The organism is Rhodococcus sp. ACPA4, assembly GCF_002300185.1.
Lineage (GTDB): Bacteria > Actinomycetota > Actinomycetes > Mycobacteriales > Mycobacteriaceae > Rhodococcus_F > Rhodococcus_F globerula.
Genome location: NZ_NSDY01000001.1, coordinates 649,513 through 672,217, shown reverse-complemented (window position 1 = coordinate 672,217; position 22,705 = coordinate 649,513). Strand labels below are relative to the sequence as shown.

Genomic DNA, 22,705 nt, shown 5'->3' with positions numbered 1-22,705 from the left:
CAAGAGCGGCCACCGACCTGCGGCGCTCGACCTGGCAAAACGAAGCTCATGAAGCTCAGCTGTGCAGAACCAATTTTGTTGTGGATGAATCACGAACACAGGCACCGACTACGTGATGAGTGTCGGTGCCTCGTGCATGATTCTCAGCTGCCCGCGCGAACCTTCTGAACAGCGGCGGTGAAAGCCTCGTCCAGCGGCGCGGTGGGCGGCTCGGTTGCACCGAATGTCATCAGCGTGACTGCAATGCGCACGTCACCGACCTGGGCCATCAGCGTCAACATCGTTTGGTCCCCGGTGGCCGAGGATGGTGTGGATACCGTCCGCCGCAAGGACAACGTCTGATCGGCATTGATCGGCGAAGGCGGCAAAATGACCGTCGTGACCGTCGACGTCACTCCGTTTGCGGTCACCTTCATCGAGGTGCAGTCTTCGGTCTGCGCTTCCAACGAGGTCAGGCTGGTGTCACTCCGAGTGAGCTCCACCGAGATTGTCGACCTACTCGCATTGTCGGTGCCCACGGCCATGACGGTGCCCGTCGGTCCGTAGTCCTGTTCGGGTGGGGCGCAGTCTGCGGGGTCGACGGTTGCTCCGCGCGGAACACCCACCAGATCCGGTGCGGCCATCGGAACAGCTTGCGCGGGAAGTACTACCGCGTCGAATGGCGGCGGAAACTCTGCAGGAGTCAGCAACAGGTCCGCTAGCGGCGCAGCCTTGGATGAAGCCGTTGTGCTTGGTGGCGTCGACCCTGCCGCACTGGGAGCGATCGACCCCGCTACGGCGGGTGTCTGTCCGCCGGCATCAGGCTGAGCTTCCCCGGAAATCGACGAGGAACACCCCGATACCAATCCGAGCGCAGCAACCACAGCCACGACGCCTGCGAGCCTCGACCTGCCCGATCCCCGACCGACCATCACGTGTGCCTCCATTCGGCTGCAGCCGAATGGGAGAAATCCACCACGGCAGTACCTGTTCGTCACTCTGCCATGTCCTATCTCCCGGATCGTGGATCTCCGCCCACTGCGCGACGGTGTCGAACCCTGACCCGCACGCTTCGCTCCTGGCGAACGCATCCGCGTCGGAATTCGGGAATGCCCGAGCCTGTCGGACGCGTTCCACCAAAGGAACCTCGGCGAAAGACGACTCCACTGCCGACTCCACTGCGAATCGGCAACCGCCGATAGTGGACACTGGAAACAAGCACCGTGAAAGAAGGGGACTGCGATGGACGACCAGTCGAAAATGTACGAGCTGGAATTCCCGGCGCCCCAGTTGTCGGCTGCCGACGGCCAGGGCCCGGTTCTCATCCACGGACTCGAGGGCTACTCCGACGCGGGTCACGCCGTGAAACTTGCGACGAAGCACTTGCGCGAGAGCCTCGAAACCGAACTTGTCGCGTCGTTTGCCGTGGACGAGTTGATCGACTACCGATCACGCCGCCCCACGATGACGTTCAAGGCCGATCACTTCTCGGACTACGACGCCCCCTCTCTGAACCTTTACGCGCTTCGTGACACGGTGGGAACGCCCTTCCTGCTGCTTGCCGGTATGGAACCCGATCTCAAGTGGGAGCGATTCACCACCGCTGTCCGCTTGCTCGCCGAACAGCTGGGCGTGCGCCAGACCATCGGGCTCAATGCGATCCCGATGGCGATTCCGCACACCCGCCCGTTGGGCTTGACGGCTCATTCCACGAACAAGGACCTGATCGGCGACCACCAGCGCTGGTCCGGCGAACTTCAGGTTCCCGGCAGTGCGTCGTCGCTGCTGGAATTCCGGATGAGCCAGCACGGCCACGAAGCCGTCGGTTTCTCCGTTCACGTTCCCCATTACCTGGCACAGACCGATTACCCGGCTGCGTCCGAGACCTTGCTGGAGAATGTGGCAGAGGTGTCCGGGCTCGAATTGCCACTCGCCGCTCTGGGTGAGGCTTCGGCGCGCGTCCTCGAACAGGTTAACGAGCACATTGCCGGAAACGAAGAAGTTCAGACCGTGGTCCATGCTCTCGAGCGCCAGTACGACACCTTCGTGACAGCGCAGGAACAGCAGGCGTCACTGCTCGCCGGTGAGGCCGACCTTCCCAGTGGAGACGAGATCGGTGCCGAATTCGAGCGGTTCCTGGCCGAACAGGCAGGCAATGGAGAGTTCGACACGCCGGATGACGGCGAATCCGACCGAAACTGACATATGAGCTGCGGAATTGCGCACATCGTGCGCATTCCGCAACCTCGTCGTTACCTGAGATGTTGTTCTCGATACATCTGTCGGATAGCCTCAAATTCTGCGTGACTTTTGTTGACGGCTCAACAAATCGGAGCGATTCAGTCAACGGCGGTCACGCGCTGATACTGGAGGCGACATGAGCAGACCCCGAACGCGGCAGCTCCGGCCAGTTCCCGACGAGGAACCGCGGATGATGTTTCGGACGATTCACGGTTACCGTCGAGCTTTTCGCATTGCCGGCGACGGCCCTGCAGTTCTGCTCCTGCACGGCATTGGCGACAACTCGTCCACGTGGACGGAGATCATCCCCCATCTGGCCAAGAACTACACCGTCATCGCCCCCGATCTTCTCGGGCACGGTCGCTCCGACAAGCCTCGTGCCGATTACTCGGTAGCGGCCTACGCCAACGGCATGCGCGATTTGTTGTCCACTCTGGGCATCGAACACGTCAGTGTCATCGGGCATTCACTCGGCGGCGGCGTGGCGATGCAATTTGCATACCAGTTCCCCGACATGGTCGATCGACTCGTGTTGGTCTCGACCGGCGGCATCACCAAAGACGTCCATCCGATTCTTCGGTTGATGTCGGTGCCGGTGGTCAACGAGGTCCTCAAACTTCTGCGCATTCCCGGAGCGATGCCGATCGTGCGTTTCGCCGGTAGTCTCGCCGGCGCCGTTCACGGATCGAACCTGCGCCCGGGAACCATGCTGCACGACACTCCTGACCTGATTCGTGTTCTCGCCGAACTACCAGACCCCACTGCCTACGAGGCATACCTGCGGACGTTGCGCGCGGTAGTCGACTGGCGAGGTCAGGTCGTCACGATGCTCGATCGGTGTTACCTGACCGAGAATCTGCCGGTTCAGTTGATCTGGGGTGACGAGGATTCCGTGATTCCCGTCTCGCACGCGCACCTCGCGCATGCGGCGATGCCCAACTCCCGACTCGAAGTTTTCCGTGGATCCGGACACTTTCCCTTCCGCGACGACCCCATGCATTTCCTTCAGGTGATCGAGGAGTTCCTCGCGAGCACCGCGCCACTGGTATTCGACGAGGCGCACTGGCGGCACATGCTGATTGCCGGGGTTGGTGAAAACACCATCACCGGTTCGTCGTCGACACGCATGGCGGTACTCGATGCGATGGGCTCGGACGAGCGCAGCGCAACCTGATCACCGCCAGCGGCTAACCTGTACAAGTGCTGCTGACGGAACTGCTCCCCGACAACGCGGATCCCGATTCCGTTTTCGACGCCTTCTTATCCTGGACGATCGAGCGTGGTTTGACGCTCTATCCTGCCCAGGAAGAGGCTGTGATGGAACTGGTCTCGGGTGCCAACGTTATTTTGGCTACACCCACCGGTTCCGGAAAGTCGATGGTGGCGATCGGCGCGCACTTCTACGCGATGTCCCAGGGCAAGCGCACGTACTACACCGCGCCCATCAAGGCGTTGGTGAGCGAGAAGTTCTTTGCGCTCTGCGAGGTGTTCGGCGCGGACAACGTCGGCATGATGACCGGCGACGCTGCCGTCAACTCGTCGGCTCCCATCATCTGTGCCACAGCGGAGATCGTCGCAAATCTCGCGCTGCGAGAGGGCCCCGATTCCGATATCGGCCAGGTAGTGATGGACGAGTTCCATTTCTACTCCGAACCGGATCGCGGGTGGGCGTGGCAGGTTCCGCTGATCGAACTACCGCACGCCCAGTTCTTGCTGATGTCCGCAACTCTGGGCGAGGTGGACTTCTTTTCCGAGGACCTCACGCGTCGCACCGGCAAGCCCACCACCGTCGTGTCTGGTACCGAACGCCCTGTCCCCCTGATGTTCTCGTACGCCACCACGCCGGTCGGTGAGACCATCGAAGAGTTGGTCACCACCAACCAGGCCCCCGTGTACATCGTGCACTTCACGCAGGCCGCAGCTCTCGAACGAGCGCAAGCGCTGACGAGCGTCAACTTCTGCTCCAAGACGGAGAAGGAAGCAATTGCCGAGGCGCTCGGCGGATTTCGCTTCACGACGGGATTCGGCAAGACACTCTCCCGGTTGGTTCGCCACGGCATCGGCGTTCACCATGCCGGCATGTTGCCCAAGTACCGACGGCTCATCGAAGTCCTTGCCCAGGACGGTCTGCTCAAGGTCATCTGCGGTACCGACACACTCGGCGTCGGCATCAACGTCCCCATCCGCACTGTGTTGCTGACGGGTCTGGCCAAGTACGACGGCGTCCGCACCCGCCACCTCAAGGCTCGTGAGTTCCATCAGATCGCAGGTCGTGCCGGCCGCGCCGGCTACGACACGATGGGTACCGTCGTGGTGCAGGCGCCGGAACACGAAGTGGACAATTTGCGAGCAGTCGCCAAGGCGGGCGACGATCCGAAGAAGATCAAGAAAATTCAACGCAAGAAGGCTCCCGAAGGATTTGTTTCGTGGAGCGAAGCGACATTCGACCGCCTGGTTGCGGCATCACCGGAACCCTTGGTGTCGCGGTTCTCCGTCAGCAACTCCATGCTGCTCAATGTCATTGCCCGACCGGGTAATTGCTTCGACGCGATGCGACATCTGTTGGAGGACAACCACGAATCACGTCCGGCGCAGCGCAAGCACATCCTCAAGGCGATCTCGCTGTACCGCGGATTGCTCAGCGCCGGCATCGTGGAACGCCTCGACGAACCGGACGAGCACGGCCGGATGGCGCGGTTGACGATGGACTTGCAGCGCGACTTCGCCTTGAATCAGCCACTCTCGCCGTTTGCTCTCGCTGCGTTCGAACTCCTCGACGTCGAATCCGATACGTACGCACTCGATGTCGTGTCCATCATCGAATCGACGCTCGACGACCCCCGTCAGGTGTTGATGGGTCAGCAGCACTTCGCCCGCGGGGAGGCTGTTGCCCAGATGAAAGCGGACGGCATCGAGTACGAGGAGCGTATGGAACTCCTCGAAGAGGTCACCTGGCCGAAACCGTTGGCGGAGTTACTGTTCCCCGCCTTCGAGATGTACCGCGGCGGCCATCCGTGGATCACCGAATTTGCGCTCTCCCCCAAATCCGTCGTACGCGACATGATCGAACGCGCAATGACCTTTGCCGAATTGATCAGTCACTACGGGCTCACCCGCTCCGAAGGACTGGTTCTGCGTTACCTCGCGGACGCCTACCGCGCCCTGCGCCAGACCGTGCCCACCGAAGCGCGCACCGAAGAACTCGAAGACATCATCGAGTGGCTGGGTGAGTTGATCCGACAAGTCGACTCGAGCCTGCTAGACGAGTGGGAGTCGCTGACCGACCCCGGAGCCGAAGCCGACACCGAAGAGGTTGCATTCGGCGCCGACATTCCGCGCCCGATCTCGGCAAACCCGCGCGCGTTCCGCGTCATGGTGCGCAACGCGATGTTCCGTCGGATCGACCTCGCGTCGCGGCGACAGTGGAACGAACTGGAAAACCTCGACGACGGTATCGACGCCGCCGAGTGGGAAGAGCAACTGCTCCCCTACTTCGAGGAGTACAGCTCGATCGGAACGGGACCGTCAGCGCGTGGGCCGGCGTTGTTCCAGGTAGTCGAGGAAGGCGAGTTCTGGCGAGTGCGTCAGGTGCTCGAGGACCCGGAAGGTGATCACGGCTGGGCACTGCTAGGTGTCGTCGATATCCCGGAGTCCGACGCGTTGGGTGAAATCGTGTTCGACGAGCTCAGCATCGTCGAGGGCTGACACCCTGTGCGCCTTTCTGGTAGTGGGCACTACCAAAAAGGCGCACGGCGGCTTTAGCCCCTACGAGCCTTGCGCGGCTGATTGCGGCGCGAAGCGCGCTTCTCCTTGATACGGAGGTTCTCGGCGCGCACCTCCGCTTGCAGTGCGCGTTCTTTCTCCAGCCATTCGGGCTTTTCTTCCAGCAGGGCAGCAACTTGATCCGTGGTGAGCGCCTCTTCGACACCGCCGCGAGCAAGGCCGGCGATGGAGATGCCCAGCTTTGCGGCGATGACCTGCTTCGGGTGCGGGCCGGTGCGGCGCAGTTCCAGCAGCCACTCCGGAGCTTCGGTCTGAAGCGCGGTCAGTTCTTCACGGGTCACGTCGCCTTCCTGGAACTCTTTCGGTGTTGCTTCCAGGTACACACCCAGCTTCTTGGCAGCCGTCGTCGGCTTCATCGTCTGGGGCGTTTTGTTCGACGTCATGCAACAAGAGTAGCCAGCCATCGCGTCGCGTTTTACCAAGGCGGTAACCTTGCCGGGTGAGCAACGCGGATAGTCCGGCAATTTTTCGACTCGCGTATGCCCCCGGGGTAACGCCGACCAAGTGGATTCGAGTGTGGCACGAGCGGCTTCCGGACGTCCGTCTCGAGTTGGTCCAGTTTCCGGTTCTCGAGGTTGTGGCAGCGCTACGGGCGGGCGAAGCCGACGCCGGCCTGGTTCGATTGCCGATCGATCGCACCGAGCTCAGCGCGATCTCCTTATATGCGGAGACGCCGGTCGTGGTGATCCCCAAAGATCACGTGTTCACCGCTGTAGACCAGATTTCCGTCGCCGATCTGAGCGACGAGATTGTGCTCAACCCTCTCGAAGACACCCTCGAGTGGCCGACGCGTCCAGGTAAGGCAGCAGCCGAGCGGCCGGAAACGATCGCCGACGCAATCGAGTTGGTTGCGGCCGGCATCGGCGTTGTTGTTGTTCCGCATTCGGTGGCGCGGTTGCACCACCGCAAGGATCTGACTTTCCGTCCTGTTGCCGGTGCTCCCGAGTCCCCTATTGCTTTGGCTTGGCTGGAGTCCAAGACCACAGAATTGGTCGAAGAACTCATCGGCATCGTGCGAGGACGTACCGCTCAGAGTTCACGCGGACGCAATGGTCAGCCGGCCGAGAAGATCAAGGGTTCGGTCAAGGCCAAGCAGGCAGCGAAGGAACGTCGTGCCGAGGCCGCGAAAGCCGATCACAAAGCCAAGAGTGCCGGAACGGCAAAGAGCGTCTCGGGCCGCAATACCAGCGGCGGCAAAGCCAAGGCCGGCGGCAAAGCGGGTAGCGGCAAGTCGGGCGGCACCAAGAGTTCGGGTGGCCGGTTCACGGGCAAACCGAAGGGCCGCTAGCGGGGAGTTCCGCCAACTCACCTCGCATCCCCAAGTTCTGCGCGCATGATGGAGTTATGACTTCGGTTGATTCGACGGTCCTGGCAGAACTGATCGCTGCGCTGCCGGATGGTGCGCTCCTGCGCGATCCGGACCTGACGGCCGGTTACCGCCAAGACTGGGCAGCCGATCCGAATGCAGGCAACCCGCTGGCCGTTGTCCGGGCCACCTGCACCGAAGATATCCAGGCCGTGATGCGCTGGGCCACCGAACATCGCATTCCCGTGGTTCCGCGCGGTGCCGGATCAGGACTCTCCGGTGGATCCAGCGCCGTCGACGGTTGCATCATGGTCAGCACCGAGCGAATGCGCGAGATCACCATCGACCCGGTAGCTCGGGTGGCCGTAACTCAGCCCGGCTTGATGAACGCCGAGGTCAAGAAAGCTGCCGCAGAGCATGGGCTCTGGTACCCGCCTGACCCGTCGTCGTTCGAGATCTGTTCCATCGGTGGCAATGCCGCTACCAACGCCGGTGGACTCTGTTGTGTGAAATACGGCGTCACCACCGACTATGTGCTCGGCCTGAAGGTAGTGCTCGCCGACGGCACTGCAGTGTCACTGGGCGGCCCGCTGCTGAAAGATGTTGCAGGACTCTCACTTACCAAACTGTTTGTCGGCAGCGAAGGCACTCTCGGCATCATCACTGAGATCACCTTGCGTCTGATTCCGGCGCAGCCGCCCGCTTCAACTGTCGTCGCGTCGTTCGATTCCGTCGAGGAAGCTGCCGACGCAGTCTTGGCGATCACCGGCAAAATGCGTCCGGCGATGCTCGAGTTCATGGATCACGCCAGCATCAACGCTGTCGAGGATTCTGTGCGGATGGGGCTCAACCGGAAGGCTCGCGCACTGATTCTGGCCCAATCCGATGCGCACGGCGCCGCTGGTGTACTCGAGATCGAGAGCATTGTCGCAGCGTGCGAAAACAACGGGGCCACCGAAGTTTTCGCGACAGACGACCAGGCCGAGGGTGATGCATTCACTGCGGCCCGACGCGCGGTGTTTCCAGCTGTTCAGGCGTTGGGGAATCTGCTCCTCGAAGATGTCGGCGTTCCGATGCGAGCGTTGCCACGATTGATCACGGGGGTGGAAGCCATCGCCGCGGACCTGGATGTCCTTATCTGCACCGTGGCGCACGCCGGCGACGGAAACACTCATCCGCTGATCGTGTTCGATCCGTCTGATCCCGATATGACCGAACGCGCCCAGATTGCATTCGGTCGGGTCATGGATCTGGCAATTGCACTGGGCGGCACCATTACCGGCGAGCATGGAGTGGGCCGGATCAAGCGCGACTGGTTGCCAGCTCAGCTTGGCGAGGACGTCATGGCGTTGAACCGGAAGATCAAAGATGCGCTCGATCCTCTAGGGATTCTCAATCCCGGAGCGGTCATCGCTGCGAAGTAGTCACACATCTCGAGTCCACTTTCGCTGACACCCGTCGGCGAAAATGTGCATGCCCAAACCTCTGCCCGCACACTCCGGACAAACACCTCGCGTTAGTGACATGCGACGACATTGGTCTAGACTCCATCGAGATTTACACTGACCGGGGGGACCAGTAAATGCGTAGATCCATCGTGGGCATTACCAGCGCAAAAAAGGCAAAATACCTGTACCAGAAATCAATTGGCGGGCAATGATGCGCTGCGATCCCGAACAGATGCACGCAACAGCGACTCGAATTTCAGACCTCGCCGACGAATTCTGGGACGACGTGGAAACGTTGCGCCGCGATGCCGAATCCTTGATGACAGCCGAATGGACCGGGGACGCGTCCCGAACCCACGCCGCACTGTGGGCCGAGTGGGTCGACTCCGCCCGCCAGGTCGCGGGCGCACTCACCGAGGACGCCGGACTGCTGCATCAAGCAGCTACCGAGTACAGAAGGACCGACGACCAGAATGTCGGCAGCATTTCGGGTACTCGACTGAACATGGACTTCTGATGGGCCGGTACTCTGCCGACACCGAGCAAATCCTCGGTCTCGTCGGCAGGGCGAAGCAGATCGGCATGCGCGTCGAAGCCCGCATCACCGACGTCGAACGGGAAGTCGTGGCCCTCAACGTCGACTGGGACGGCGATGCCGCCGATGCCCACCGCACCAAACACGAAACCTTGCACCGCGAACTGAAAGACATGCGCACTGCACTGTCCGAACTCGAATCGATGGCCCAGGGCGCGCACGATCGCTATCTCGCCAACGCGCGACACAACAGTGGGATGTGGCCCTGATGGCGCCGATCACAATGGACCCCGCAGTCCTCATCGACGCTGCCACACAGTACAAAACGGTCAGCAACAGCACTGACAGTGTGATCCGTCTGCTCGGTGAAACGCTCCAAACCAACTGGGGGTGCGCCGGAACCGACAACGCGGGAGCCGGGTGGGCCGCGAGCTATGACCCCGCCGCATTTGATGCCGTCGCCGCCGGAACAAACATTGTCAACGCGTTCAGCAAACTGCACGATCTACTCGCGGCGACCGGTGTCAACCACGCCAACACCGAGCGATCGAATACCAACCCGCCGGAGCCCCCGGAGGGGCCGGCGTCGCAGCTTCCGACCGTGTCGGCGCCGGCGTTTTACGGGGCGCTCGGCGGCGATACCGACCCGCCGCTCGGGTGGGAGTTGATTACTGCGTGGCTGCAGGGACACATGTGGCCCAACGGGAACCCCGACAAATTGAAAGCACTCGGGCGAGCGTGGCGCACAACCGCCGAGGGGTTGCGCGATGCAAACGATGCAACGGGTACAGCGTGGGTCGCCCTCGAGGAACTCGACTCCGACGAGATGCCGCAGGTCCTGGCTCAACTCGACAATGTCTTCGTCACTACCAACGCCGTCGCCGATCAGTACGACACACTGGCCGCCGCCTGCGACGAGTGGGCACAGACAATCGAGGAGGCTCACCGCAAGATCTTCGACATCGTCGGCAAAGCCATCATCGTCGGGGCTTTGGCCGGCGCAGTCACCGCACTCTTTACCCTCGGTGCTGGTACCGTCGCCGCGGCCGGAGCGACGGGAAGTGTGATCGCTGCCAGCGTCGTTGGGGTACTCGGCGCCGTGGACGCGGTCGCCGTAGCGGTGGTCGGTGGCGTCGCCGCGGCGGGGGCTGCTGCTGTGGGTGCGGTCAACGAGCTGCAACCACTGCTCGAAGCCAACCCGACTACCTTCAATGCCAACACCGGCGGCGGAGGAAACACGCTCGGTTACTATCCCGCACCGCGGCACCTCCCCGGATTCCCGAATGCCAAACTAGTCAAGAGAATGAACGAGCGAAAGCGCTGGAAAGATGACAAAGGCAACATCTACGAATGGGACTATCAGCACGGTGCCGTCGAGAAATACAACAAGAACGGCACGCATCTAGGAGAATACGATGCGAATACAGGCACACAGACCAAACCCGCCGACCCAAGCCGCCGAACAGAAAGGTGAGACATGTGGTATTTAGAAGCTTTCGACAACGATACTGAATTATTAGCCGGGGAGTACCTCTTACGCGAAATGTCCGTTGAGATCGTGAAAGAAATTCTCGATATCGACGACAGCGACTTCGAATTACCCGTTGGGATACGTCAAAATGACGTACCTCTTGAGAAAGTTCCCGAGTTCGCTAAATACATTAACGAACCCTTCAAGATAGACCAAAATTGTGAATACGAAGTAGCATTCTTAACTGAGTAACAACCATCGAGAGTTCGAATACCAGTCGAGCCCGACGGTTCATCAGATCGACTTCACGACTCCGGACCCGCCACTCCACCCAAACCAGGAGAGAAGTTTATGTGGCATCTCCAGGCCTACGACAACGACGCCGAATTACAAACCGAGATCTACCTTTTGCACGATATGATTGCCGAAATCGTGAAAGATATTCTCGGCGTTGACGACAGCGGCTTCGACTTACCCGTCTGGATCCTAGAATGACGTACCCCTCGACAAAGTGCCCGAGTTCACTAAATACATTAACGAACCCTTCAAGATAGACCGAAATAGTGAGTTTGAAGTCTCAGATCTAACGGATTGAACCGAGCCTGGGCCTCGATTGTCAGCTCGAACCCGACAAGTTCAATTGATGCGGCCAGACCATCCGCGCCGCACCAAGTCGTCGAGCAGGAAAGTGAAACATGTGGTACCTCGAAGCTTTCGACAACGAGACCGAATTTCGCACCGAAAAATACCTCTTGCACGACATGACTGCCGAGATCGTGAAGGAAATCCTCGGCATCGACGACAACAACTTCGATCTACCCGTCGTCGCACGTTTCAGTTGCGTTCAACTCGACAAAGTTCTCAAGTTCGCGAAGTACACCCACGAACCTATCGACGTAATCGAAAACTGCGAATATTTCGTTGGACTATTCGCTGACTGAGTACTGTAAGAACGGCACGCATCTAGGCGATTTCGACTCCAATGCCGGATCGCCCGACTAAACCCGCCGACGCCAGCCGCAGACATGGAAAGTGAAACATGTGGCATCTCGAAGCTTTCGACAATGGAAATAATCGATTAGTCAAAGATTACGCTCTGCATGATATGGCTGTTGAGATCGTGAAGGAAATCCTCGGGATCGACGACACGACTCCAAATTTCCCGTCAGAGTGGCGTTCCCCTCGACAAAGTACTCGAGTTCGCGAAATACACTTGTAAACCCATCGAGATAACAGAGAACCGCGAATACGAAATAGGCCTATTCGCCGACTGAACAGCAACACTGCACCTCGTCGGCCAATCCTCGAGGCCAATCCGGCTACATTCGACGCCAAGACCATTGAACCCGGAGAGATGTGGAATTTCCACAAGGCTCCGGAGTTTCTTCCGGGGTTTCCGGATGCCAAACCCGTCAAATACTGATCTGAGGGAATCAAACAGTATTGGTTCCGGCCTCAATGACAGTGTCACTGAGGGATCGGCTGCCCCGGCGCCACGGATTTCACCAGCTCCGCCAACTGCCTGAACCCTTCGGCGCGGCCGCTGGACGAGCGAAATACCAGTCCGATAGTCCGACCAGGGGCGGGTGCGGTGAATGTCGCCGTGGCGAGTTCACCCCGCCGACTCTCCACCGGCACAGCCGATTCAGGGACCAAGGTCACCCCGAGCCCGCCGGCAACACACTGCACGATCGTCGCCAAGGATGTTGCCCGCGTATCCCCGGAGAGCGGGTGGGCGTCGACGGAACGGCACAGATCCAGTGTCTGGTCCCGCAGGCAATGCCCGTCGTCGAGAAGCAGCAAGGGCAGTTCGTCGAGGACGTCAGCGGTGAGATCGCTGCGTCCTGCCAGCGCGTGGTCTGCTGGGACGACCAGAACAAAATCCTCGTCGTAGAGCGGTATCTCGATCAACCCAGGCGCACCAGCCGGCAGGGCGAGCAAGGCCAGATCGAGGGCACCGGAGCGGAGCGAGTCGAGCAGTCGTGCGGTTTGGTCCTCGATGACGTGAGGTGCAACCGTTGGCATGGACGTCCGCAATGCCGGCAGCAGTGACGGCAGGATGTACGGCGCGACAGTGGGAATCAGCCCGATCCGAAGTGGGCCGGCCAATCGATCCCCCATTCCGGCGGCGCTCGCGACAAATCCGTCGGCAGCCTCGAGAATCAGTTTCGCTTGGCTGAGAAGCCGCTGACCGTCGCCTGTGACGAGGACACGCCGGGTGCTGCGTTCGATCAATTGCACGCCGAGGCCCGATTCGAGTGCGGCCAACGCCTGCGAGAGTGTGGGTTGGCTCACACTCAAACGTGCTGCGGCGGTGCCGAAGTGCCGATGTTCGGCCACCGATACGAAGGCACGCAGCTGTGACAAGGAAGGTTGATAAGTCTGATCAGCCATGGCTATCAGTGTAGTGCCACCTATCACCTTTACCTTTTGACCACTTTGATGCAGAATGGACTCATACCAAAAAGCGCCGGTCACGCACCATGACGGTGAGACCCGCTTCGACGGTATCGAGAACTTTCGATCACAAACATTCGTGATCGTGCGTGTGAGAAAAACCTGTTCACAAGACAAGTAGGAGGACGAGACATATGGCTCTGCTGACAATCGGCGACCAGTTCCCGGCATACAACCTGAAGGCCGTTATCGGCGGCGACCTCTCCAAGGTCGACGCTCAGCAGCCCGACGACTACTTCACTCAGATCACGAGCGACGACTACGCAGGCAAGTGGCGCATCGTCTTCTTCTGGCCCAAGGACTTCACGTTCGTGTGCCCCACGGAGATCGCAGCATTCGGCAAGCTGAACGACGAGTTCGCAGACCGCGACGCACAGGTTCTCGGCGCTTCCGTCGACAACGAGTTCGTTCACTTCCAGTGGCGTGCACAGCACGACGAGCTCAAGACCCTCCCCTTCCCGATGCTCTCGGACCTCAAGCGCGAGCTTGCCGAGGCCACCGGCGTCCTCAACGCTGACGGCGTTGCAGACCGCGCGACGTTCATCGTCGACCCCAACAACGAGATCCAGTTCGTCTCCGTCACAGCCGGTTCCGTCGGCCGTAACGTCGACGAGGTTCTCCGCGTTCTCGACGCTCTGCAGAGCGACGAGCTGTGCGCATGCAACTGGAAGAAGGGCGACCCGACGATCAACGCCGGCGAGCTGCTGAACGCGAGCGTCTGATCATGAGCGTCGACAACCTGAAAGATTCGCTTCCCGAGTACGCCAAGGATCTCAAGCTCAACCTGAGTTCCATTGCGCGCACCACGGTTCTGAACGAGCAGCAGCTGTGGGGCACCCTCCTCGCAACGGCCGCTGCAACCAAGTCGGCGACCACGCTCAAGGAAATCGCAGCCGAGGCGGCAGACAACCTGTCCGCTGAGGCGTACAACGCAGCGCTCGGCGCAGCGGCGATCATGGGCATGAACAACGTCTTCTACCGCACCAAGGGCTACCTTGACGGTAAGTACGACGACCTTCGTGCGGGCCTGCGGATGAACATCATCGGCAACCCGGGCGTCGACAAGGCCGACTTCGAATTGTGGTCGCTCGCGGTTTCCGCGATCAACGGCTGCAACCATTGCCTCGAAGCTCACGAGAACACCCTCCGTCAGGAAGGCGTTTCCCGCGAGGTCATCTTCGAAGCGATCCGTGCCGGTTCCATCGTCATGGGTGTCGCGCAGGCTGTCGAGGCCAATGAAATCCTCGCTGCCGCACAGGTCTGATCCCAGACCGACGCAGTAGACGAAAGACCCTCCCCGCCTTCCACGGTGGGGAGGGTTTATTCGTTTTTCCGGCGCGCTACTGTGGACCGATGGGCATCGAAGTGAGTGTGGTCCGGGTCTTCACGGACGAGAACGGAAAGCACGGCAACCCACTCGGGATTGTCGACGCATCACTGGTCGAACTATCCGAACGGCAAGAAGTCGCCGCGACGCTCGGGTACAGCGAAACGATTTTTGTCGATCTCCCTGATGTGGGCGCCACTCGGGCGAGTGCTCAGATCTTCACTCCGGCAGCAGAACTCCCCTTTGCCGGTCATCCCACGGTCGGTCTCACCTGGTGGCTGCACGATCAGGCACGGCCGGTGACCACACTCGGTGTCCCGGCCGGCGAACTCGACGTACGCCGCAGCAGTAACCTCACGTGGGTTCGCGCCCGCGCCGAATGGGCACCGGAGTTTGCTCTCTACCCCTTGGAAACGGTGGATGACGTAATCGACGCGGTTCCGTCGGACTACGAAACCGATCACTCCTACCTGTGGGCGTGGCAGGACAAACTCGAATCGTCCATCCGCTCACGGATGTTCGCTCCGGAAACGGGAATCCCCGAGGACGAAGCTACCGGCTCGGCAGCCCTGCGTATCACTGATCACCTGCGAAAATCGCTTCGGATCACCCAGGGACGGGGATCGATCCTGCACACCACCTACTCACCCGAAGGATGGCTCGAAGTGGGCGGACGCGTGGTTGCCGAGCAGTCACGAACTTTGTGACTGGCCTGCCGGATTCCGTCCTGCCTCGAGGTCTGCGGCGCTGAGCGTCACGGCAATTTCGTCGCCGAGTGCCACGCCGGGTGCAAGCGGCAGTTGATCGCCGCTCCAGAACTTGCCGGGATCGAACCAGTTGATGCGACGGTTTCCCACCATCAGGCCCATTGCCTCGTACGTCTGCGCGACAACCTCGGCGCAGTAGGCACTTTCGATCCCCGACGCAGGCGATTCGGGCTTCTTCCGGAACTTCGGGACGCGCCCGCCGAACCATCGTGACGCGAGCTTGGCGGTGGAGGGAAACGGCGTGCCGTCCAAACGGGCTATGGTGCGCAGCAACGCATCCTCTTGTTCACGGGTCACCGGGGTGTCGAGTTGCCGAAGCCAACCCTGCTGCCCGTACTTGGCTCCCCAGACCTGCACGGCGGCCTTCAGATCATGGAGCTGAACGCCACGCTGGAAACGACCGGTCCACATGTCTTGCAACGAATGACCGAGCTCTGCATGCCACATGAGCGGTGGCAGATCGTCGATCACCACCGACATGCCGACGTGGTTGACCGGACTGTTAGTGAGCGTCTGAATTGCCTTGTCGGCCGTGGAATCTCCGCGGAAGATCCAGATATCGCCAGTGCGGGTGACACTGGCCGCCTCGTCGAGGGTCACCTGTGAGCGTGATCGTCGGTCCATAACCTTTAGCCTAGAGGCATGACACTTCGTGCCTCGCACATATGGAAGCTCGTGGGCCTCGCCGGCGCTATGGGGGTCGCGGCCACCGGAGTCCTCGCTGTGCGGAACGAGCGTGCGCGTCGGGCGTACTCCCCCGACGAGATTCGCTCCGTCCTCCACGAGCGATACACGCAGGCGTACGCCAGGGCGTCAGAGCAGGACACTATCGAGCTGGAGCCGGTACCGAGCACACTGCGGCGCCGGATGAAGAAACTCTTCCGACGCCGCAGCTAGTTCGCAAATTTATCCGAGAGCGGCGAGGATTCCCGCAGCCATCTCGGCCACCTGATCGTCCGTCATCACGAAGGTCGGGGAAATCTGCATCGCTCCCTGACCTGCCGCGCGACCTGAAATTCCGTGCTCGCGCAGCGTCTTCACGAACGGCAGTGCCTCGGCCGGGTCTGCCAGCTGAACGGCGGCGACGGCCCCGAGTCCACTGCGGACCTCGGAAACCCGCGGATGCTCGGCCAGCGGCTGCAAGTGCGTGTGCAACGACGCTTCGAGCCGCTTGGACTCGGCGAGGAGGTTCTCACGCTCGAGAATGTCGAGGTTTGCCATGGCTGCAGCTGCCGCTCCGGCGTGCCCACCGTAGGTGTAGCCGTGACGCCACCACGCACCGTTGTAGAACGGCTCGGCGACGCGAGGTGCGATGAACACGGCACCCATCGGAACGTATCCGGAGGTCAAACCCTTTGCTGTGGTCATCATGTCGGGCTGCAGATCGAAGCGAGTGGATGCAAACCACTCGCCACCGATACGACCGAAACCGGTGACAACCTCGTCGACGACAAACAGTATGTCGTGTTCACGGCAGATGTCTCGGACCTCGGCCAGGTATCCCTCGGGCGGAAGGTACACGCCGCCGGCACCGATGATGGGCTCGGCGAAGAATGCGGCGATCTTGTTCGCGCCGACCTTCTCGATCAGTTCGAGGAGGCTCTTGGCGTCGTCCCAGCCGACGGTGGCAGCATCGGCCATCAGCTCGCCGTACCCCTCGCGATTGACGGGGATACCGGCGAGAGCTGTTCCCGCAACATGCATTCCGTGGTAGGCCTTCTGGCGTCCGACGATGATGTTCTTGTCGGGCTGGCCGACCTCATGCCAGTACCGACGCGCCAACTTCGCTGCGGTGTCGACGGAATCGGAACCACCGGAGGTGAAGAAGATCTTGCTGCCTGCAACCGGCGCGATCTTCGCGAGCCGCTCAGCCAGTGCCTGCGTGGTTTCGGGGACAAAATCGCCGAAGTTGGAGAAGTGAGCGATCTTCGACAGCTGAGCGGCAACGGCGTCGGCGATCTCGGTGCGGCCGTGGCCCACATTCGTGAACCAGAGCCCGGCAGTTGCGTCGAGGTACCGATTGTCCTGCGAGTCCCAGATGTACGCGCCTTCACCACGAGAGACGACAAATGCGCCGTTCTTCTCGACCGCGCCCATATCCGCGAACCCGTGCCACAGTGCCGAAGCCATCTTTTTCCCCTTCGAGTCCAAACGAATACCAACGATGCTGGTGCGCACACGATGTGCAGCAACTATATCGACACCACAAATCGTCTCCCGCGTGATGCTGCCCTGCGTGGGGATCGCCGCCCTGGGCACGTAATCTCATCAGCATGACTTTTGCCGAGAATCTTGCTGCCCTCCCCTCGATAGATCACCTCGCCGCCATCAACGTGCTCGACACCGACGGCACCGTCATCGACACCGTGGAGAACAAGCCGGGCAAATCCGGTTCGGTCAAGGTCTACAACCACCTCGCCCAGGTCTACGGCGCAATCACTCCTGAGGCCGCAACGGCAGCGCTGGCGATTTTTGCCGAGCACACAGACGATGCCCGCGCGAACCGCGGCAAGCACCCCAACATCGACCGTCTCGATCAGGTTCTTGCCAGCGGCAACACTCTCGGGCTGCAGGAAGTTCCGGCGGAGTAGCAACCCGCGGTCCACATCTCACATCGCGACAGAGTCCCGGTCGGCGTCGCCGTACCGCCACCGCGCCCCCAGCTTGCCGACGGCGTTGACCGCCAGCGCCATCAGCGCCATTGCCACGGCAAGCACAACAAGCCCGATCACCAGGGCTACGTAACCGTGGGCTCGCGGATCGAGGAAGGGATACGGGTACCAGTCGACGATCGCTCCGCGAACCAGCGAATACACGGCATACAGGGCGGGAAAGGCGAGCCACGTCAACGCCGACCCTTCGGAGATGCGGTGGCGCGAGGGCGAAAACACCCAGTCGGCAAGCATCACCAACGGCAGTACTTGATGCAGGGCGACATTGATCCAGGTGTCGTTCAGCGTCACATCGACATCCGAGAGCAGCACCGCGTAGACGATGCCCGTGATCACCATGTAGAGCGTCACGGCGCCTCGAACCGTCTGCCAGGTGCGCGACTGCGGATCCCGCAGCCCTCCGACAATCAGTACGACGGCTGCGGCGATATTGCTCTCGATAGTGAAATAGCTGAGATAGTTCACCAGGGAGAATCCCTCGGCGTTGCGTAGCGGGATCCATAACAAGGCGGTCAGCCCGTAGACCGCAAACGCAAGGCGGAGAATGCGTACCGCCATCGGAGTGGATGTCGCAAATGTCGTCACTGCCCGATCGTGTCACAACGCACGCTGCGGGAGTGAGATTTCCCGGCGTTCGATAAGCTGTCCGTCAGCATGTCTACAACACCACCGGCCCCGCCCTCACCACGACGAAGCGACCTGAAACGCGCCCTGTCCGAAGTCTCATTCCGTGATGAGAACCGTCTGCGGCGCAAACTCGACCGCGCCCGCACGCCGGAGAACCTGGCAACACTGGCCCAGGAGATCGAATCCGCGCGCATCCGGCTGGCCGAACGCGCGGCGAACGTGCCCGCAGTGTCCTACCCCGAGGCACTGCCGGTCAGTCAACGCAAAGACGACATTGCCCGCGCGATTTCCGAAAACCAGGTGGTGATCGTCGCCGGCGAGACAGGTTCTGGCAAGACCACTCAGATCCCGAAGATCTGCCTCGAACTGGGACGCGGAGTTCGCGGACTGATCGGCCATACTCAGCCCCGGCGCCTTGCCGCGCGAACGGTCGCCGAGCGAATAGCCGAAGAACTCGACACCGAACTCGGCGACGCCGTGGGCTACACAGTGCGATTCACCGATCAAGTTTCCGACCGCACGTACGTGAAGTTGATGACCGACGGCATTCTGCTTGCGGAGATTCAGCGCGACAAGATGTTGCGCCGCTACGACACTCTCATCATCGACGAGGCTCACGAACGCAGCCTCAACATCGACTTCATCCTCGGGTATCTGGCGCAGCTACTCCCCCGCCGACCCGACCTCAAGGTCATCATCACCTCGGCGACCATCGACCCCGAGCGGTTCGCTCAGCACTTTGCCGTCGACGGGAAGCCCGCGCCGATCGTCGAGGTGTCCGGGCGAACCTTCCCGGTGGAAATGCGTTACCGCCCATTGACTGTCGAATCCGGAGATATCAGCTACGACCGAGATCCGGTCGACGCCGTCTGCGAAGCTGTTGACGAACTCAGCGCAGAGGGCGAGGGTGACATCCTCGTCTTCCTGTCTGGTGAACGCGAGATTCGTGACACCGCAGATGCATTGCGCGACCGCAGGCTTCGCAACACCGAAATCGTTCCACTGTATGCACGCCTGTCGGCAGCCGAACAGCACAAAGTGTTCTCTCCGCACACCGGCCGACGAGTTGTCCTGGCCACCAACGTCGCCGAAACATCTCTGACGGTTCCCGGCATTCGCTACGTCGTCGATCCCGGAACAGCGCGCATCTCGCGATATTCCGTCCGCACCAAGGTGCAAAGGCTGCCGATCGAACCGATTTCCCAGGCATCAGCGCGTCAGCGGTCCGGTCGCTGTGGCCGTGTCGCCGAGGGCATCTGCATCCGTCTGTATTCCGAAGAGGACTTCGAAGCCCGGCCGGCGTTCACCGAACCGGAGATTCTGCGCACCAACCTCGCGTCTGTGATCCTGCAGATGACGGCCTTGGGTCTCGGCGACATCGCCGCATTCCCGTTTGTCGAGCCCCCGGATTCGCGAGCCATCAAAGACGGCATCGGACTACTCGAAGAACTGGGCGCTATCGCACGAGGATCCGACGCGTCGCATCCGGAACTGACTCCGATCGGCCGCGAACTGGCGCAGATTCCCGTCGACCCTCGCATGGCTCGAATGTTGGTGGAAGCCAAGACAAACGGAGCGCTGCACGAGACGCTTGTCATCGTCGCTGCACTGTCCATTCAGGACGTACGAGAGCGGCCCGCCGAGTTCCAGCAGGCCGCCGACGAGAAGCACGCCCGCTTCACGGTGGAGAACTCCGACTTCCTCGCCTATCTGAAGTTGTGGGACTACCTCCGCGAGCAGCGAAACGATCTGTCCTCGAGCCAATTCCGCAAGATGTGCCGCAACGAGTTCCTGCATTGGCTACGCATCCGCGAATGGCAGGATCTGCACGGGCAGTTGCGTCAGATCACTCGCGGACTCGGTTGGTCGGTCAACGAACTTCCCGCATCCGAGAATTCGGTCCACCAATCCTTGCTGGCCGGCCTGCTCTCCCACATCGGACTTCGCGAAGGCGAAAAGCGCGACTACCTCGGTGCTCGCGGAAGCCGTTTTGCGATCTTCCCCGGCTCGGGCCTGTTCAAGAAGCCACCCCGCTGGGTAATGGCCGCCGAACTGGTGGAGACAACCAGGCTCTGGGCCCGCATGTCCGCGCGAATCGAACCGGAATGGGCCGAAAAACTGGCACCACACCTGGTCAAACGGACCTACTCCGAGCCGCATTGGTCCTCCAAGCGTGGTTCGGCCATGGCGTACGAGCGCGTGACGCTCTACGGCGTACCCCTGGTCACCGGACGCGCTGTCACCTACTCGTCGATCGATCCGGAAACCTCGCGCGAATTGTTCATTCGCCATGCGCTGGTGCAGGGCGAATGGACTACACAGCACAAGTTCTTCCACGAAAATCGCGCGCTGCTCGACAACGTCGAAGAACTCGAGAACCGGGCCCGCCGACGCGACATCCTGGTCGACGACGAGACGCTCTACGAGTTCTACGACTCACGCGTCGGCGCCGAAGCTGTGTCCGCGCGACACTTCGACAAGTGGTGGAAGACAGCACGCCGGCAAGACCCGAACCTGTTGACGTTCACGCCCGAAACCGTCGTGAATTCCGATGCCGCAACGGTTCTGGGCGGCGAATACCCCGATGCCTGGCGTCAGGGCGACATGCTGTTGCCACTGACCTATCAATTCGAACCAGGCAAGGACGACGACGGCGTCACCGCGCACATTCCCGTCGGTCTCCTCGCACAACTCCAACCCGTCGGGTTCGACTGGCTGGTACCGGGCATGCGTGTCGAATTGGTGTCGGCATTGATCAAGACGCTGCCCAAGACCATCCGGCGGCAGGTTGTTCCGGCGCCTGACTATGCAAGCGCAGCACTGGCTTCCGTGAAACCACGATCCGAACCACTGCTCACGGCAATGGCGCGCGAGCTGTCGCGTCTGGGCGCAACGCACATCGACGCGAAGGATTTTGATCCGAGCGCCCTTCCTGATCACCTTCGAATGACGTTTGTGGTCGAGGACGAATCCGGAAAAGTTCTGGCCAAGGGCAAGGATCTGGCTCAGCTACGACGCACACTCGCCCCGCGAGTTCAAAAGGAAGTTGCCAAAGCAGCGACCGGTACCGAGCGGGCAGCCTCGACGGTGTGGACCTCCGAGACGCTGGGCGCACTGGAGCCGACCATCACCAGGAGCATCGGCGGCCAGCAGGTCACCGGATACCCGGCGCTGGTGCCGGAAAACGGCGGTGTGGCAGTACGGGTTCTCAGTACCCCTACAGCGCAGGCACAGGCGATGCGCGAGGGCACTCGGGCTCTTCTTCTCGCGGCGGTGCCAACCCAACTCAAGGCAGTCACATCAGGGCTGTCGAATACACACCGACTCATGCTGGGACAGAATCCGGACGGAAGCCTGGAAGCGTTGGTCGAGGACTGCCGTGTAGCCGCAGCCAACGAGATCATCGCTGCCAAAGGTGGACCGGTACGGACACCGGAGGCTTTCGAGGCACTCGTCAAAGCAGCCCGATCGGAGTTGGCCGGGCGCGTGTCCGCGATACTGCGCATGATCGTTCCGATCCTCGAACAATCACACCACTTGAATGTCGTCCTCCAGCGATCGCGCGGAGAAGCCGCCGAAGACGTTCGCGAGCAACTGAAATCGCTCCTCTTCCCCGGCTTTGTCGCAGAATTGGGTTCGGCGAGACTACGCGAGCTACCCCGGTACCTGGCGGCCGCGACATTCCGGCTCGAAGCGCTTCCTGCCAGCGCTCATCGCGACCACCAAGCCATGGACGTTCTCGATCGGGTGTACGCCGCGTACGACAGATTGCTGAATTCGCTGCCGGAAGAGCGTCGTACCGCCAAAGATGTCGACGCCATCTCGTGGATGATCGAAGAACTTCGGGTGGGACTGTTCGCACAGTCTCTGGGAACCCCAACTCCAGTCTCGGAGAAGCGGGTGCTCAAAGCAATCGAGGCGATCAAACGCTGACCGTCAGGGGTTCACTGCACAATGTTCACATTGGCGACCGAGCCACCAATTGTTGCGACAGTGTTGGCCAGACCTAACGTGACCAGGCTGTTGACTACTGCGAGAATTCCGTTCAAGGGCATAACGCCTCCGTAACGACAGATGCGGACTTTCGGCCCG

The 22,705-nt window shown here is 61.0% G+C and carries 24 protein-coding genes; 18 read left to right on the top strand and 6 right to left on the bottom strand.

The features are described 5' to 3' along the window. Positions 1–143: 143 nt before the first annotated feature. On the bottom strand, positions 144–911 hold the full coding sequence (locus CJ178_RS03075; RefSeq protein WP_095887809.1) for a DUF5642 family protein: 768 nt from the start codon (positions 909–911) through the stop codon (positions 144–146). Between the two features lie 310 nt (positions 912–1,221). Between CJ178_RS03075 and CJ178_RS03070 the strand changes: the two genes are divergently transcribed. The 3 genes from CJ178_RS03070 to CJ178_RS03060 all read left to right on the top strand — a co-directional run bounded on the left by CJ178_RS03070 (position 1,222) and on the right by CJ178_RS03060 (position 5,925). Then, the gene (locus CJ178_RS03070; RefSeq protein ID WP_033234796.1) at positions 1,222–2,181 is read left to right on the top strand and encodes a proteasome assembly chaperone family protein; all 960 of its coding nucleotides are present in this window, start codon (positions 1,222–1,224) and stop codon (positions 2,179–2,181) included. A gap of 175 nt (positions 2,182–2,356) precedes the next feature. Beyond that, positions 2,357–3,394, top strand: a complete 1,038-nt coding sequence (locus CJ178_RS03065; RefSeq protein ID WP_033234797.1) for an alpha/beta fold hydrolase — start codon at positions 2,357–2,359, stop codon at positions 3,392–3,394. 26 nt (positions 3,395–3,420) lie between these two features. After that, the gene (locus CJ178_RS03060) at positions 3,421–5,925 is read left to right on the top strand and encodes a DEAD/DEAH box helicase (RefSeq protein WP_095886075.1); all 2,505 of its coding nucleotides are present in this window, start codon (positions 3,421–3,423) and stop codon (positions 5,923–5,925) included. A 53-nt stretch (positions 5,926–5,978) separates the two neighbouring features. Here CJ178_RS03060 and CJ178_RS03055 read toward each other — a convergent pair whose 3' ends face one another. After that, complete coding sequence (locus CJ178_RS03055; RefSeq protein WP_033234799.1) at positions 5,979–6,386, bottom strand: DUF5997 family protein; 408 nt, start codon at positions 6,384–6,386, stop codon at positions 5,979–5,981. Between the two features lie 56 nt (positions 6,387–6,442). On the opposite strand from CJ178_RS03055, the gene CJ178_RS03050 reads away from it, so the two are divergent. The 9 genes from CJ178_RS03050 to CJ178_RS33810 all read left to right on the top strand — a co-directional run bounded on the left by CJ178_RS03050 (position 6,443) and on the right by CJ178_RS33810 (position 11,982). Next, positions 6,443–7,291 (top strand): LysR substrate-binding domain-containing protein, encoded by an 849-nt coding sequence (locus CJ178_RS03050; protein ID WP_033234800.1) that lies wholly within the window; start codon positions 6,443–6,445, stop codon positions 7,289–7,291. Positions 7,292–7,347: 56 nt separating this feature from the next. After that, complete coding sequence (locus tag CJ178_RS03045; RefSeq protein WP_033234801.1) at positions 7,348–8,733, top strand: FAD-binding oxidoreductase; 1,386 nt, start codon at positions 7,348–7,350, stop codon at positions 8,731–8,733. 166 nt (positions 8,734–8,899) lie between these two features. Then, on the top strand, positions 8,900–9,274 hold the full coding sequence (locus tag CJ178_RS03040; protein WP_306453208.1) for a WXG100 family type VII secretion target: 375 nt from the start codon (positions 8,900–8,902) through the stop codon (positions 9,272–9,274). Next, on the top strand, positions 9,274–9,561 hold the full coding sequence (locus CJ178_RS03035; protein WP_033234803.1) for a WXG100 family type VII secretion target: 288 nt from the start codon (positions 9,274–9,276) through the stop codon (positions 9,559–9,561). Before CJ178_RS03040 ends, CJ178_RS03035 begins: the two co-directional genes overlap by 1 nt. Next, positions 9,561–10,766, top strand: a complete 1,206-nt coding sequence (locus tag CJ178_RS32640) for a colicin E3/pyocin S6 family cytotoxin (protein ID WP_218833714.1) — start codon at positions 9,561–9,563, stop codon at positions 10,764–10,766. Before CJ178_RS03035 ends, CJ178_RS32640 begins: the two co-directional genes overlap by 1 nt. Positions 10,767–10,769: 3 nt before the next feature. After that, the gene (locus tag CJ178_RS33815; RefSeq protein WP_033234805.1) at positions 10,770–11,015 is read left to right on the top strand and encodes a DUF7683 domain-containing protein; all 246 of its coding nucleotides are present in this window, start codon (positions 10,770–10,772) and stop codon (positions 11,013–11,015) included. Positions 11,016–11,114: 99 nt separating this feature from the next. Continuing rightward, complete coding sequence (locus tag CJ178_RS32635; RefSeq protein ID WP_155276686.1) at positions 11,115–11,258, top strand: hypothetical protein; 144 nt, start codon at positions 11,115–11,117, stop codon at positions 11,256–11,258. Between the two features lie 200 nt (positions 11,259–11,458). Beyond that, positions 11,459–11,704 (top strand): DUF7683 domain-containing protein, encoded by a 246-nt coding sequence (locus CJ178_RS03020; RefSeq protein WP_033234806.1) that lies wholly within the window; start codon positions 11,459–11,461, stop codon positions 11,702–11,704. A 98-nt stretch (positions 11,705–11,802) separates the two neighbouring features. Beyond that, positions 11,803–11,982, top strand: coding sequence for a DUF7683 domain-containing protein (locus tag CJ178_RS33810; protein ID WP_116103997.1), 180 nt, complete (start codon positions 11,803–11,805; stop codon positions 11,980–11,982). Positions 11,983–12,230: 248 nt separating this feature from the next. On the opposite strand, the gene CJ178_RS03015 is transcribed toward CJ178_RS33810, so the two are convergent. Further along, positions 12,231–13,157: a LysR substrate-binding domain-containing protein gene (locus CJ178_RS03015; protein WP_092808412.1), complete on the bottom strand. Its 927-nt coding sequence runs from the start codon at positions 13,155–13,157 to the stop codon at positions 12,231–12,233. A gap of 197 nt (positions 13,158–13,354) precedes the next feature. On the opposite strand from CJ178_RS03015, the gene CJ178_RS03010 reads away from it, so the two are divergent. The 3 genes from CJ178_RS03010 to CJ178_RS03000 all read left to right on the top strand — a co-directional run bounded on the left by CJ178_RS03010 (position 13,355) and on the right by CJ178_RS03000 (position 15,254). Continuing rightward, on the top strand, positions 13,355–13,942 hold the full coding sequence (locus tag CJ178_RS03010; protein ID WP_033234808.1) for a peroxiredoxin: 588 nt from the start codon (positions 13,355–13,357) through the stop codon (positions 13,940–13,942). Between the two features lie 2 nt (positions 13,943–13,944). Then, positions 13,945–14,484 (top strand): carboxymuconolactone decarboxylase family protein, encoded by a 540-nt coding sequence (locus tag CJ178_RS03005; RefSeq protein ID WP_033234809.1) that lies wholly within the window; start codon positions 13,945–13,947, stop codon positions 14,482–14,484. Positions 14,485–14,573: 89 nt separating this feature from the next. Continuing rightward, positions 14,574–15,254 carry a PhzF family phenazine biosynthesis protein gene (locus CJ178_RS03000; RefSeq protein ID WP_095886073.1) on the top strand — a complete coding sequence of 227 codons (681 nt, stop codon included), beginning with the start codon at positions 14,574–14,576 and terminating at the stop codon, positions 15,252–15,254. On the opposite strand, the gene CJ178_RS02995 is transcribed toward CJ178_RS03000, so the two are convergent. Next, a complete protein-coding gene (locus tag CJ178_RS02995; RefSeq protein ID WP_033234811.1) occupies positions 15,240–15,938 on the bottom strand; it encodes a hypothetical protein in 699 nt (232 codons plus the stop codon). The genes CJ178_RS03000 and CJ178_RS02995 overlap by 15 nt on opposite strands. A gap of 18 nt (positions 15,939–15,956) precedes the next feature. Between CJ178_RS02995 and CJ178_RS02990 the strand changes: the two genes are divergently transcribed. Next, positions 15,957–16,211: a hypothetical protein gene (locus CJ178_RS02990; protein WP_033234812.1), complete on the top strand. Its 255-nt coding sequence runs from the start codon at positions 15,957–15,959 to the stop codon at positions 16,209–16,211. A gap of 9 nt (positions 16,212–16,220) precedes the next feature. Here CJ178_RS02990 and CJ178_RS02985 read toward each other — a convergent pair whose 3' ends face one another. Further along, positions 16,221–17,444, bottom strand: a complete 1,224-nt coding sequence (locus CJ178_RS02985; RefSeq protein WP_033234813.1) for an aminotransferase family protein — start codon at positions 17,442–17,444, stop codon at positions 16,221–16,223. Between the two features lie 143 nt (positions 17,445–17,587). Here CJ178_RS02985 and CJ178_RS02980 point away from each other — a divergent pair, with 143 nt between their 5' ends. After that, positions 17,588–17,905, top strand: a complete 318-nt coding sequence (locus tag CJ178_RS02980) for a DUF2322 family protein (RefSeq protein ID WP_033234814.1) — start codon at positions 17,588–17,590, stop codon at positions 17,903–17,905. Between the two features lie 18 nt (positions 17,906–17,923). On the opposite strand, the gene CJ178_RS02975 is transcribed toward CJ178_RS02980, so the two are convergent. Beyond that, the gene (locus CJ178_RS02975) at positions 17,924–18,544 is read right to left on the bottom strand and encodes a Pr6Pr family membrane protein (RefSeq protein WP_033234815.1); all 621 of its coding nucleotides are present in this window, start codon (positions 18,542–18,544) and stop codon (positions 17,924–17,926) included. A 96-nt stretch (positions 18,545–18,640) separates the two neighbouring features. On the opposite strand from CJ178_RS02975, the gene hrpA reads away from it, so the two are divergent. Then, on the top strand, positions 18,641–22,546 hold the full coding sequence (hrpA, locus tag CJ178_RS02970; protein WP_095886072.1) for an ATP-dependent RNA helicase HrpA: 3,906 nt from the start codon (positions 18,641–18,643) through the stop codon (positions 22,544–22,546). Positions 22,547–22,705 lie beyond the last annotated feature (159 nt).